Source organism: Porphyrobacter sp. ULC335 (assembly GCF_025917005.1).
In the GTDB taxonomy this organism is placed as follows: Bacteria; Pseudomonadota; Alphaproteobacteria; order Sphingomonadales; family Sphingomonadaceae; genus Erythrobacter.
This window is the reverse complement of sequence record NZ_CP078091.1, coordinates 3,578,665-3,590,240: the sequence shown is the minus strand read 5'-3', so window position 1 is coordinate 3,590,240 and position 11,576 is coordinate 3,578,665. Positions and strand designations below refer to the sequence as shown.

General features: G+C 63.0%; 13 protein-coding genes. 8 read left to right on the top strand and 5 right to left on the bottom strand.

Features of this window, described 5'->3' with window-relative positions; all coding sequences use genetic code 11:
• Positions 1-18 precede the first annotated feature (18 nt).
• The 3 genes from KVF90_RS17200 (at position 19) to KVF90_RS17190 (ending at position 2,108) form a co-directional block, all read left to right on the top strand.
• Positions 19-753, top strand: coding sequence for a Crp/Fnr family transcriptional regulator (locus KVF90_RS17200; RefSeq protein ID WP_264392772.1), 735 nt, complete (start codon positions 19-21; stop codon positions 751-753).
• Positions 754-955: 202 nt separating this feature from the next.
• Positions 956-1,549: a hemerythrin domain-containing protein gene (locus KVF90_RS17195; protein WP_264392771.1), complete on the top strand. Its 594-nt coding sequence runs from the start codon at positions 956-958 to the stop codon at positions 1,547-1,549.
• Positions 1,550-1,601: 52 nt separating this feature from the next.
• Positions 1,602-2,108, top strand: a complete 507-nt coding sequence (locus tag KVF90_RS17190) for a hemerythrin domain-containing protein (RefSeq protein ID WP_264392770.1) — start codon at positions 1,602-1,604, stop codon at positions 2,106-2,108.
• A gap of 44 nt (positions 2,109-2,152) precedes the next feature.
• Here KVF90_RS17190 and KVF90_RS17185 read toward each other — a convergent pair whose 3' ends face one another.
• Complete coding sequence (locus KVF90_RS17185; protein WP_264392769.1) at positions 2,153-3,592, bottom strand: hypothetical protein; 1,440 nt, start codon at positions 3,590-3,592, stop codon at positions 2,153-2,155.
• Complete coding sequence (gene glf / locus KVF90_RS17180) at positions 3,589-5,928, bottom strand: UDP-galactopyranose mutase (protein WP_264392768.1); 2,340 nt, start codon at positions 5,926-5,928, stop codon at positions 3,589-3,591. The genes KVF90_RS17185 and glf overlap by 4 nt, the downstream gene beginning before the upstream one ends.
• Positions 5,929-6,369: 441 nt before the next feature.
• Between glf and KVF90_RS17175 the strand changes: the two genes are divergently transcribed.
• The 4 genes from KVF90_RS17175 (at position 6,370) to KVF90_RS17160 (ending at position 9,333) form a co-directional block, all read left to right on the top strand.
• Entirely contained in the window at positions 6,370-7,242 is an 873-nt protein-coding gene (locus tag KVF90_RS17175) for a manganese catalase family protein (RefSeq protein ID WP_264392767.1), read from the top strand.
• Between the two features lie 13 nt (positions 7,243-7,255).
• A complete protein-coding gene (locus tag KVF90_RS17170; RefSeq protein ID WP_264392766.1) occupies positions 7,256-8,047 on the top strand; it encodes a ZIP family metal transporter in 792 nt (263 codons plus the stop codon).
• A 31-nt stretch (positions 8,048-8,078) separates the two neighbouring features.
• Positions 8,079-8,945: an SDR family oxidoreductase gene (locus tag KVF90_RS17165; protein WP_264392765.1), complete on the top strand. Its 867-nt coding sequence runs from the start codon at positions 8,079-8,081 to the stop codon at positions 8,943-8,945.
• An 85-nt stretch (positions 8,946-9,030) separates the two neighbouring features.
• Positions 9,031-9,333: a SemiSWEET family sugar transporter gene (locus KVF90_RS17160; protein WP_264392764.1), complete on the top strand. Its 303-nt coding sequence runs from the start codon at positions 9,031-9,033 to the stop codon at positions 9,331-9,333.
• Positions 9,334-9,371: 38 nt separating this feature from the next.
• On the opposite strand, the gene KVF90_RS17155 is transcribed toward KVF90_RS17160, so the two are convergent.
• Together KVF90_RS17155 and KVF90_RS17150 are read right to left on the bottom strand one after the other, a co-directional pair.
• Positions 9,372-9,734, bottom strand: coding sequence for a PRC-barrel domain-containing protein (locus tag KVF90_RS17155; RefSeq protein WP_264392763.1), 363 nt, complete (start codon positions 9,732-9,734; stop codon positions 9,372-9,374).
• Between the two features lie 67 nt (positions 9,735-9,801).
• Positions 9,802-10,383, bottom strand: coding sequence for a GNAT family N-acetyltransferase (locus KVF90_RS17150; protein WP_264392762.1), 582 nt, complete (start codon positions 10,381-10,383; stop codon positions 9,802-9,804).
• Positions 10,384-10,457: 74 nt separating this feature from the next.
• Here KVF90_RS17150 and KVF90_RS17145 point away from each other — a divergent pair, with 74 nt between their 5' ends.
• Positions 10,458-10,781 carry a DUF6916 family protein gene (locus tag KVF90_RS17145; protein WP_264392761.1) on the top strand — a complete coding sequence of 108 codons (324 nt, stop codon included), beginning with the start codon at positions 10,458-10,460 and terminating at the stop codon, positions 10,779-10,781.
• 49 nt (positions 10,782-10,830) lie between these two features.
• Here KVF90_RS17145 and KVF90_RS17140 read toward each other — a convergent pair whose 3' ends face one another.
• Entirely contained in the window at positions 10,831-11,415 is a 585-nt protein-coding gene (locus KVF90_RS17140; RefSeq protein WP_264392760.1) for a phage tail protein, read from the bottom strand.
• Between the last annotated feature and the right edge of the window lie 161 nt (positions 11,416-11,576).

The window sequence follows — 11,576 nt, the reverse complement described above, 5'->3', positions numbered from 1 at the left end:
ATACCGGGATTGACGACCATGCAGACACTGACCTCGGCGGGGATCGAGTCCCTGTTCCGCCTGCTCGGCCGTTACATGCCGCTCAACGAAGCGGACCGCGAGGCGCTTTCATCCCTTGAGATGGGTCCGATCTGTACCCGTGAAGCGCGCAGTGACATCGCTAGTGAAGGTGAAAACCCTACCGCAGTCCGGCTGCTGGTTTCGGGCTGGGCGTGCCGGTACAAGGATTTGCCAGATGGGCGACGCCAGATCGTCGGCTTCTTCCTTCCGGGCGACTTCTGCGACCTCAATATCTATATCCTGAGCGAGTTGGACCATTCGATCGGCGCGCTGACAAACGTGCGCTATTACGACATCCAGCCGCATCAGTTTCAGGAAGTGCTCGACGAACGGCCGCATTTGTTGCGGGCGCTCCTCTGGCACGAGATGGTCTCGGCCGGTATCCAGCGCGAATGGCTGCTGTCGATAGGGCAGCGCTCTCCTATGGAACGGCTCGCGCACCTGTTCGTCGAGCTTTACTACCGTCTCCAGACGGTGGGGCTGGCCACGGGGCTGAGTTTCGATCTGCCGATCACACAGAACCACCTTGCCGAAGCGAACGGACTCAGTCTTGTCCATCTCAACCGCACGCTTCAGGAAATGCGGCGCGAAGAGCTGATCGAACTGTCGGACAAGCAGCTGCGGATTGTCGATCTCGACCGGTTGAAGCGGGTCGCGATGTTCAATTCCAATTACCTGCACTTCAACCGGTAGAGCAATTCCGACCATTCCGGGTGCAGTGTCCGGCGCGCCCGCGGGACCATGCCTCGTGCCTTGCGGGTTGGATCGTCCGCTTCCTGCGATGCGCTGCTGCGCATGCGCACGCGGACTAACATAGGCGTGTGCCTCCTGAGCGGGGGCGGGTGACAAGGGAAGGAGGTCGACACGCACTCGACCGGTCCCAAGGAGACACCCGATGCCGCGCACCCAATTCCGCAAGTCCCGTTCGCGCGAGGCCACGACGACCACCAGCGTCATTGCCAGCGCTGCCAAAAGCGTACTGGTGACTGCCGGCGTCGCGGCGCTCGCCAATATCGGGCGGAAGATCGTGACCCAGGCACCGACCGCTATGGCCAGCGACTGGTGTGAAGGCCTGATCCGCGAGCACGAGGCCACCCTGGCGGCGCTCGACAAGCTGGCGGCGATCTCGGCCGAGCACCCGCAACGCCGGGCTGTACAGCTGACAATGCTCAAGCAGCTGATCACCAAGCACGCGCTTGAAGAAGAGAACGTCGTTTATCCCATGCTCCGCCGCGGCGGTGATGGCGATGCTGTGGGCGACCTCCACAAGGATCACGGCGAGGTCAAGGCGATGCTCTACGAACTGAGCCAGATGGACAAGGCCGACCCTGCCTTTGACGTTACGCTCGAAGGGCTGCGGAGTTCGCTCCAGGAGCACATGCGGCAGGAGGAGGAAGTGCTCTTCCCCGCCCTGCGCGCACAGCTTTCCGATGAAGAGAACCGCAAGCTTACCCGCACCATGAACATGGCGGGCGTGATGGTCGCCTGAGGCCTGCTTTCTTTGCTCCCGTCCCCAACCCCCCGCAAAAGGAATCCCGACTATGGCCAGACAGCCGCAACCCCGCGATGCTCTCCAGATGCTCGCCGACGATCACCGCACCGTCGAGCAATTGTTCGAGAAGTATGACAACGCTCGCAGCCCCTCGGCGCAAGCCAAGATCGTCCGCCAGATTTGCGAGGAACTGACGATCCACGCGATGGTCGAAGAGCAGATCTTCTATCCTGCCATCCGGGAGGTCGTCGATCTGAGCATGATGGACGAAGCCCAGGTCGAGCATGACAGCGCCAAGGCACTGATCATCTCGCTCCAGCAGGGCGATCCGGCCGACGCGTTCTACGAAGCCAAGGTCAGCGTCCTTAAAGAACAGATCGAACATCACGTGTACGAAGAGGAGCGCCAGCGGGGCAGTATCTTTGCGCAAGTGCGCAAGGCCGATTTCGATCTGACCGCGCTGGGCGAGGAAATGGCGGCGCTGAAGCAGCAGCTCATGGATCAGGCCAAGGGCGGCGGCTTGCCGAAGCCCGAACTGGTCTCTCTCAAGGTCTGATCGCTACTCTTGCCGGGGCGGGCAGTTTTGAGACTGCCGCCCCTTCAAGAGCCTTCGGGCGCCGGCTTGATCGCCAATGCGACATCGTGCCCACCTCCTACGACCAGCACCACGAGAGTCCCATCTTGTCGGGTCTGCGCGACGCTGTGTTCGCGCGCTCCGGTGACGGTATTGATCTGCGAGACAGAGTAGCAACCCGGATCGAGGCCGGTGATCTCCACCGGATTGGCCGTGGTCGTATGGGCCTCGTCCGCCATCAGGCAAACGACCGCCTGCCTGTTATCGCCGCAGCCGCAAGCCAACCCGGCCAGGCCGTGCACCTTGAGCCGGTCGCCCAGCGGCGCGCGGCGGAAACTGCCCCAGTCGATCAGCGGAAGAAACGCCGCCAGCACGCTCTGCGCTTCATGCATCGCGGGCAGCAGCACGTGCGGATGCCGATAGGGCCAGCGCATCCCGCCCCCCGCCCCGCCGCTCGCCAAGTGGGCCCATTGGGTGCGCCTGAAGCATTCGGTGTCAAAGGCGTCGGGCAGAGTTGCGTGGCGGTCCTTGAAGGCGTGGATCGGGCCATGCTCGGTATCAAGCAGGGGCCGCTCCGGCGGACATTCGGCAATTGCTGCGCTCATCAGCCGGACCGTCGCTGCGGCCGGATCGAGCGAGCGGCGCGGTGCATCGATCGTGCCTTTCTCGTAAAGGTGGATGCTCGCAAAATCGAGGGAAGGGTGGCGGAAGATGATCTCCCCAAGCGGGGGGTCTTTGACGAGATTGGGCAGGAACACCGAAACGGTCTGCAAATGCGCGCGGCCATGCAGGCGCATCTCTTCTGCCCGCAGCGCCTCGGACACCTCGGTCACGAAGTCGTGCACGGCGTTCAGGTCACCGCCTGCGTAGTAAGCATCAATCTCGTTCCACAGATCCCAGGCGAAAATCGCGGGGCTGTGGCCCCAACGGCGTGTGGCAAAGTGCATGCGGTTGATGATTGCCGCGCGGGTATCGCCGCACGTCAGCATCGTCTTGGGTGAATGGCTCGGCCCGCCGGCGTGACGCGAATAGGGGTGCGTTTTCCAGCGTCGTGCCATGAAGAACGTGTCGAAGGGCGTGAGCAGGAAGCGGATGCCATGCCGTTCGCCCAGCGCAATGAGATCGTCCCACATCTTCACCACCTCCGGGTTGAACTCCCCGGCGCGATGTTCGAGGTGGCGGTGGCGCACCTGGCTGTAGTCGAGCATCAGCCGCAGGCAGGTCACGCCCTGCGCCGCCAGATCGGCGAAGTGACGCTCGGTCACGTGCGGATCACGGCGGCGGTACAGCCCGGCCAGATGCGGCCAGGTGATGGCCTCATTATGGCCAACCGGCGTCCATGCGACACCGGCTTCCGTCGCGAAATAGGGCGCACCCGGAGCGCAGCGGATCCATGCGCCGGGCTCAGGCTCGGGCGGGGCGACCCTTCGCAGGGCCTCCTGCGCCAGCGAGGCGACCTCCTTCATTCCGCGGCCACCGCACCCGATCCGGCCATCGCCTCTGCCTGCCAGCGCGCATCAAGCCTACGCCACGTGGCGAGTGCCTGCCCGACGATCTGGTCCATGTTGTAATAGCGGTAGGTGGCAAGCCTGCCGACAAAGGTGACATTGTCGCAAGCCCGCGCCAGCGCGTCGTAGCGCTTGTACATCGCTTGTGCCGCCTCGTTCGGGATGGGATAGTATGGATCACCTTCATCCGCCGGATATTCGCGGGTGACGCTGGTCACGGGCGCGCGCTGTCCGGTCAGGTGCTTGTACTCGGTGATCCGGGTGTAGGGCACAGCTTCATCGGGGTAATTCACCACGGCTACAGGCTGCGCCTGCTCGCACTTCAGGGTCTCGTGCTCGAAGCGCAGCGAGCGATAAGGCAGCTTGCCGAGCCGATGGCCGAAATATTCGTCGATCGGCCCGCTCCAGACCAGATGGTCCCAGGTGATGTCATCGGGCAGATCGTCGAACGACTGACCGGTCATCACAGTGATGCGCGGCTCGTCGAGCATGGCGGCGAACATCGCGGTGTAGCCGCGTGCCGGCATGCACTGGTAGGTATCGGTGAAATAGCGATCGTCGGTGTTGGTGCGCGCTGGCACACGCGCGGCAACCGATTTGTCGAGCTCGCTCGGGTCGATGCCCCATTGCTTGCGGGTGTAGCCTTCGAAGAATTTCTCGTAGAGATCCACGCCCACCTGCGCGACCACAGTTTCGCGCGAGCTGCGGATTTCGGGCACGTCAACCGCGACCGACTTCAGATAGGCTTCGGCCTCCGCATCAGTGGCGAGATCCAGCCCATAAAGCACGTTCAGCGTTGTCCGGTTGATCGGCATCGGCACCAGCTTGTCGTCGACCTGCGCCAGCACACGGTGCTCGTAAGGGAGCCAGCGCGTGAAGCGCGAGAGATAGTCGAGAATGTCGCGGCTGTTGGTGTGGAAGATGTGCGGCCCGTATTTGTGGACCAGAATGCCTGCCCCGTCCTTGTGGTCGAAGGCGTTGCCCGCGATGTGTTCGCGCTTGTCGATGACAAGCACTGACCGGCCTGATCCGGTGGCAAGCCGTTCGGCCATCACGGACCCGGCAAAACCTGCGCCCACCACCAGCACATCGTAATGGCGCGGCGACCGGTGGGGTGCGGCGCTGACGATCTTGTCGACCTGGCGGGTGACCAGCGCGTTTTCGAGCTTGCTTGAGATCCGGGCTGCGATGCCATCCCAGCTTTTGTCGCCAAGGCAATCGCGTGCTTCTGCCCGCCATACGGCGCGGGCGGCGTCCGGTGCAGCCAGCAGATCGGCACAGGCTTCGACAAACCCCGCCGCATCATCGGCGATCCGGATGCAATTGAGATGGCCATAGCCGCTCACAACGTCCCGGATCGATGTCGAGACGACCGGCAGGCCGCTTGCCATATACTCCGGCGTCTTGGTCGGGCTGATGAACGCGGTCGATGCGTTGCGGGCAAAGGGCATCAGCGCGACGTCCCAACCCGCAGCATAGGCGGGGAGTTCCGCATAATCCTTGCGCCCCAACCAATGGATATTGGCTGCACGCGGCAAATCCGCGTCGCTGATTTTCACCACCGGGCCGACCATCACGAAAGTCCAATCGGGGCGGAGCCGCGCCGCTTCGGCTAGCAGCGCGAGGTCCATGCGTTCGTCGATTACGCCGTAATAGCCAAGCCGCGGGTGGGGTAGCGCAGCCTGATCGGCCGGCTCGGACAAGCCATCAGTGCCGCGCGCGAAATGGGCCACATCGACGCCCGAGGGGACGCAGTGGATGTTGTGGTGGCGGGCGGCCCTCGCTTCATAAAGGCTCGCCCCGCCGCACAGGACAATGTCCGCGCGCGCCATCAGTGCCGCTTCGCGCTGGGCGATGTCGGCGGGTGCAAAGGCGAAATTGGCAAGCTCGTCCATGCAGTCATAGACGACCAGATCGGATTGGGCTCCGGCGCTGAAGCCGAGCATCATCGGTGTCTGATACCAGAACACCAGCGGCCCGGCGTCGGCTTCGAGCGTCGCATCGAGGAGGCTGCGAAGTTGCGCATCACGCTGCGCTTCATCAAGACCGGCGGGTAGAACCGGCACCACCCGATCGAGACCGGTTGCCAGACTCTCACGCTCTAGCCGCGGCGTTTTGCACGCCTCATCCTCGCGCGGCTCCTCCCAGTACAGCACGTCGAAATTGTCAGCCAGCCGCGACATGATGTGCTGCGGCCGCTGGAAGACGAGGTTCCAGCGCAAGTGCGAAAAGCAGACGAGCCGGGCGCGCTGCGCAGGCGTGGAGGAAGAACGCGACTGGGACGGGCGGTGCATAGCAAAAGGCCTTCCAAATGGAGTGTGGCCGCAGTCCTGAGATTGGGGAGGCGGCGCCGCAACGGGGCGACAGCCCACCATAGCCTGCCTTGCAAAACATAAGTCTCACATAGGTGAGAACCAAACAAAACTGCCTGAATCTGGCGTGTTGTGAACCCATGTTATGGGTCATGGATCAGGACGACCGCAAATTCTCTCCAACAAATTCCGAAATCAGTGAGAGTCATAAGCGGAGTTTCTGATGTCCTCTTCATTCGCGGTTTCGATTCTACCGTTCTGGATACTCGGTCTGCCGCTGGTGGTCGCTATCATTAGCTTTCTGTGCCTTCCAAGGCAGCGTGATTTGGCTCCGCCAGAGCCCGTTCGTTGGCGCCGCAATATACACGACGACCCGAACATCTGATCTTTGGCCCGTGTGGCCGCAAAAAAGGGAGCTGCACCATGTTCAGCCACAACAAGCGCCTGCAATACACCGTCCGGGTGTCCGAACCGAATCCTGTCCTCGCCTCGTTGCTGCTCGAACAGTTCGGCGGACCCGATGGTGAGCTGGCAGCGGCAATGCGCTATTTCACGCAGGGCCTTGCCGAGGATGATCCGGGCCGCAAAGACCTGCTGCTCGATATTGCCACTGAGGAACTGAGCCACCTGGAGGTGATCGGTTCCATCGTCGCCATGCTCAACAAGGGCGCCAAGGGCGATCTGGCAGAAGCCGCGCTTGAGGAAGCCGAGCTCTACAAGTCGCTGACGGCGGGCGGCAACAGCCATACGCAGTCGATCCTTTATGGCGGTGGCCCCGCGCTGACCAATTCATCGGGCGTGCCATGGACCGCGGCCTATATCGACTCGCGTGGCGACCCGACCTGCGACCTTCGTTCCAACATTGCCGCCGAAAGCCGCGCCAAGATTGTGTACGAACGCCTGATCGCGATCACCGATGATCCGGGCATCAAGGACGCGCTGGGCTTCCTGATGACCCGCGAGATTGCGCACCAGAAGAGCTTCGAGAAGGCGCTCTACAGCATTGCCGACAATTTCCCGCCCGGACGGCTGGAAGGCGTGAAGCCTTACGATACGCTTTACGTCAACGCTTCGACCGGCCCCGGTGATACCGAAGGCCCTTGGAATAGCGGCCCGGAATGGGAGCGGGTCGAGGATGTCGTGGCGGCTGGTCCGGTCGATGGCGGCGAGGGGGCGGCACATGTCGATCTGCCTGCCGACAAGCTCAAGACCTTGCGCGCCATGGCCGAACGCACCGCTTCCGATCCGGAAAGCGATCCGCTGACCGGGGCTGATCTCGGCAGCGCTGGCGACTGACGCGGCCGGGGCCATGCCCGATCCGGCGCTCATCGGAATAATCGCGAGCCTGATCGCCGGGGCGATGACAGGGCTCGGCGGGGCGGTTGTGGCCGTGTCGGGCCCACCCGATGAACGCCGTCAGATTCTGCTGATCGGATTTGCGGCCGGGGTCATGATTGCCGCAGCGTTCTTCTCCCTGATCCTGCCCGCATTCGACCAGATGCGGGTGGGCGGGGCTTCGGCTGCCATGGCGGCCGTCGGGGTGATCGCTGCCGTATGGATCGGTGCGGCGGCCATGGGGCGTATGGGGCTGTTGGCGGATACGCTCGCGGTGCGTGGGGCTATCCCGGCGCGTTTCGGCACATGGCCCGAGGCCGAGGACAAGCGGCGCATCGCCTTGTTCATCGTCGCCATGACCCTGCACAACCTGCCCGAAGGCACTGCGGTTGGCCTGAGCTTCATGTCCGGTGACCCACAGCTTGGCTGGGCAACCATGCTCGGCATCGGCATCCAGAACATTCCCGAGGGCATGGCGGTCGCTGCCTTGCTCGCGACACTCGGATGGAGCCGGACGCGTTGCGCTGCTGCGGCGCTTGCCACCGGATTGGTCGAACCCGTTGGCGGCGCGCTGGCTGTCGCCTTGGTGGAGGCATCCGCCGCAGTGCTCCCCTGGGCTCTCGGTTTTTCAGCAGGGGCCATGCTGTTCGTCGTCGTGGCCGAGATCATCCCGCACACCCGGCGGCGGATCGAGCACGGCTCGGCCACGCCTGCGCTGATGGCCGGTCTGGTGCTGATGATGGTGCTGGACGTCTCGCTATCCTGACCTGCATTTCTTTATTTCAAGGAGTTACTCCATGTCCAAGTCCCATAGCCCGACGATCGTTCCCAAGCTGGAAGAGGGTGATTTGCCCGGCCTCGAAGCCAATCTGAAACCAAAGCCCGATTGGGAACCGCGCTATCCCGGTTCCGGGCGGCTCGACCGCAAGGTGGCGATCGTTACCGGCGGAGACTCCGGGATCGGACGCGCGGTCGCCGTTCTGTTCGCCCGCGAAGGGGCGAATGTCGTGATTTCCTACCTCGAAGAGGAGGAAGACGCGCTCGCCACGGCCGAGATGGTCGAGGACGAAGGCGCGCATGCTGTCACCATTGCGGGTGACATCGGCGACCGGGACCATTGCCGCGAGATTATCGACCTTGCGATCCGCAAGTTCGGCAAGATCGACATTCTGGTGAACAACGCGGGCGAACAGCACCCCGACAAGGACGTCACCGAAATTAGCCGCAAGCAGTTGAAGCGGACCTTCCAGACCAATGTCTATGGCATGTTCTATCTGGTGCAGGCCGCCATGCCTTATCTTGGCCGCGGCGCAGCGATCATCAACTGCACGTCGGTGACGATGTATCAGGGTGCAGCGGAGCTGCTCGATTATTCTGCCACAAAGGGCGCGATCACCGCCTTCACCCGCAGCCTTTCGCAGAATCTGGCGGAGCAGGGCATCCGGGTCAACGGCGTCGCGCCGGGGCCGATCTGGACGCCGCTCAACCCGATGGGCGGGGCGAGCAAGGACAAGCTGGCGCATTTCGGCGAGTCCACCCCGATGGGCCGCCGTGGCCAACCCAACGAGGTCGCGCCTTGCTTCCTGTTCCTTGCTTGCGAGGATTCAAGTTACATGACCGGTCAGGTGCTCCACCCGAATGGGGGAACCATTGTCGGCAGCTGACACGGCGATCCCTGACGAAGGGGCGCGCTTGCGCGCCCCTTCGCCGGGTGCGCACTGCTTGCTTCAGAAAAGAATGGAAGACCCCATGACGATCGACTGGGTTACCGTAGTCGGCACTATCGGCGCCTGTGCCTCGGTTGCGAGCTTCACGCCGCAGGCCTGGAAAATCATCCGCGAGCGTTCGACCAAGGGCTTGTCTCTGGCGATGTTCGCGCTGACCAGCCTTGCATTCGCGGCCTGGACCACCTTCGGCGTGCTCCAAGGCGAATGGACGCTGATCATTCCCAACGCGATTTGTCTGGTGTTTGCCCTGTTTATCCTGGGCATGATCGCCTTGCCGCAGCGCAAGACCGAGAAAGTGGCCGAGGCCCTTGACCCCAAGGACTAACGGCCCCGCCCGTTCGGGGCAGGGCCGTCAGATCATTGTCAGTAGGTCACGCCGTAGTAGGAATTGACCTCACGGTCGTAATCGGCGTCATACTGCGGCTCGTCGTCATTGCTGTAACGCGGAGCATCCTCAAGGGTGTCCTTGTCGAGATCGACAACATAGCCGCCGTGTTCGACGCTGTAGCTCAGCTTCGACCATGGGACCGGATAGTAATCTGCGCCGATGCCCAGAAAACCACCGAACTGCATGACAGCGTATTCTGCCTGCCCCGAGCGCTTATCGACCATGAAGTTGGTGATCGTGCCCAGCCGTTCGCCGTCCAGACCGTAGACAGCGGTGCCCTCGACCTTGTTTGAGCCGATGAGTTCGCGGGTTTCGTCAGTGTTGATTGCGTCTGCCATGGGATTGTCCTCCTGTGATAGGCACACGCAAGCTGCTGCGGGGAGGGCTCGGCAGCACTCACATAAATCAGATGGAAGGCGAACCGCCCCTGCGGTGCGATGGGGCTAAGCCTCGCGAGTCATGTCCCTCGGCTGGCCGTGCCGCCGGTCGCACCATGAAGACAAAAGGTGCGCCGGGATCGCTTTGCTGTTCGACGAAACCGAGCCGCTGATAGATCCGCTTGGCGGGATTGTCGGCGATCACGTCGAGCGTGCACTGTCGCTGCGCTGCATCGGCCACCGCCAGCCATGCGCGCAGCATCGCCAGCGCCGCGCCGGTGGAGCGGTGTTCAGGGTGCACGGCGATATCCACGCCATGACTTGCCCCGGGCTGCTGCCAGTCGACGATGATGCGCGCGATCGTCACGCTTCCATGCGTAATCACCCGGCGCATGGCGAGCGGGCGGGTGCTGCGATACGTCGCTTCGCGGCTTTGGAATTGCAGGTCGATCAGCGCTTCAGGCAGCAACTCTGCAAGCGGGGAGCACGCGGCGTACAAGCATCGCAGTGCATCGTGATGCTCGGGCCGCTCCGCTGCTATGTCGAGGCGAGGTGCGCGCTGCCTGAACTGCGCGTCGAAGGCGCGGGCCGCGGTGTCGGGATCGGACATGTTCGGGCCTGCTCCCTCCCTACAATCAGGCGCTTGCTTCTTGCTCCTGCGCCCGGTTGGGGTAATTGAGTCTCATGAGCAACGACGAAATCATCCCGCGCCCGATTCATCTTCAAGAATTCGTTCCGATGGTTGGGCAGGTGCTGCTCGCCGATTGTAACCCGCGCCCGGCGGAGCTGTTGCTGGTTTCCGCAACCCCGCTGAAGCAGCATGCCACGATGATCGAGCGGCTGCCTTTCACGCTCATCTTCCGCAGCAAGGCTGAGGTGCAGCTGATCGAGGCCACCTATCGGCTGCGTTGCGGCGAATGGGGCCCCGAGCTGGTTCACCTCATTCCGGTTGCCAAGCCAATGGGTACGGACACGCCGGGACACTACTATCAGGCGGTCTTCAACTGAAGACGGTCCGGGCCGCCGCTTTTCCAGCGGCCCGGACCTGTCGTTCAGATCAGGGGCGCGCGGGGAAGATGCCCTGCAGCGCGATGCACACCGTCACCGCCAAATAGGGCGACAGAATCGGAACGGGCGTGCTTCCACCCGCAGCGCCGAGGGTGATCGACCCGGCGATGTTGAGGCCGAGCGCGATGGTCGGCGTGGTGCCGGCGGGCAGGTAAACTTCCGGAACTGCCGTGCCTGTCCCGGTGTCGGCCCCGCGACCGAAGATCGCACCGGTCGACGGCTCCTGCTCGGTGGACTTGATGTTCGCCGCGTTGAAGGCGTTGGGGTTGGGGGCGACGGGGTGCGTGTGTGATGGCATCTGGCTGGTGTTCAGCGTGATCGCTTCGGCACCGCCCACCTGGCCGAGGGCATAGGGGCTGAGGCCCGGTCCCTGACCGATATTGACCATCGAGCGGCCCTGCAGATCAGGCAAGGCGAAGGTCGTTGTCCCGTTGCCGCCGTAGGTGGTGCCCAGCAATGCAAACAGCGCGGAATTCTGTGCGATCGGCAAAAGCTGGCCGGCACATGATGCGTAGTTGTCCGGAACATAGGTCCAGCCGCCCTGGATAATCTGACCGAGAAATGGATCTGCCATGATAACTCCTCCCATTGCCTGAAGCCGGTGAGAAACCGGCGCACGGACACAAGCGGCCCATGGCCGGAACGACCATACCGTTGACTTGAGGAAAGGGTGCGACCGCTTCCGTGCAGGTCGGAAAGTGCGCGTGGCCGCTTATCTTGTCAATGATAATGCAG

Coding starts and splice junctions, on each gene's coding strand:
- KVF90_RS17140 (WP_264392760.1), bottom strand. CDS start 11,415: ATGGCAGATCCATTTCTCGGTCAGATTATCCAGGGCGGCTGGACCTAT.
- KVF90_RS17185 (WP_264392769.1), bottom strand. CDS start 3,592: ATGAAGGAGGTCGCCTCGCTGGCGCAGGAGGCCCTGCGAAGGGTCGCC.
- KVF90_RS17190 (WP_264392770.1), top strand. CDS start 1,602: ATGGCCAGACAGCCGCAACCCCGCGATGCTCTCCAGATGCTCGCCGAC.
- KVF90_RS17150 (WP_264392762.1), bottom strand. CDS start 10,383: ATGTCCGATCCCGACACCGCGGCCCGCGCCTTCGACGCGCAGTTCAGG.
- KVF90_RS17175 (WP_264392767.1), top strand. CDS start 6,370: ATGTTCAGCCACAACAAGCGCCTGCAATACACCGTCCGGGTGTCCGAA.
- KVF90_RS17160 (WP_264392764.1), top strand. CDS start 9,031: ATGACGATCGACTGGGTTACCGTAGTCGGCACTATCGGCGCCTGTGCC.
- KVF90_RS17200 (WP_264392772.1), top strand. CDS start 19: ATGCAGACACTGACCTCGGCGGGGATCGAGTCCCTGTTCCGCCTGCTC.
- KVF90_RS17170 (WP_264392766.1), top strand. CDS start 7,256: ATGCCCGATCCGGCGCTCATCGGAATAATCGCGAGCCTGATCGCCGGG.
- KVF90_RS17165 (WP_264392765.1), top strand. CDS start 8,079: ATGTCCAAGTCCCATAGCCCGACGATCGTTCCCAAGCTGGAAGAGGGT.
- KVF90_RS17155 (WP_264392763.1), bottom strand. CDS start 9,734: ATGGCAGACGCAATCAACACTGACGAAACCCGCGAACTCATCGGCTCA.
- glf (WP_264392768.1), bottom strand. CDS start 5,928: ATGCACCGCCCGTCCCAGTCGCGTTCTTCCTCCACGCCTGCGCAGCGC.
- KVF90_RS17145 (WP_264392761.1), top strand. CDS start 10,458: ATGAGCAACGACGAAATCATCCCGCGCCCGATTCATCTTCAAGAATTC.
- KVF90_RS17195 (WP_264392771.1), top strand. CDS start 956: ATGCCGCGCACCCAATTCCGCAAGTCCCGTTCGCGCGAGGCCACGACG.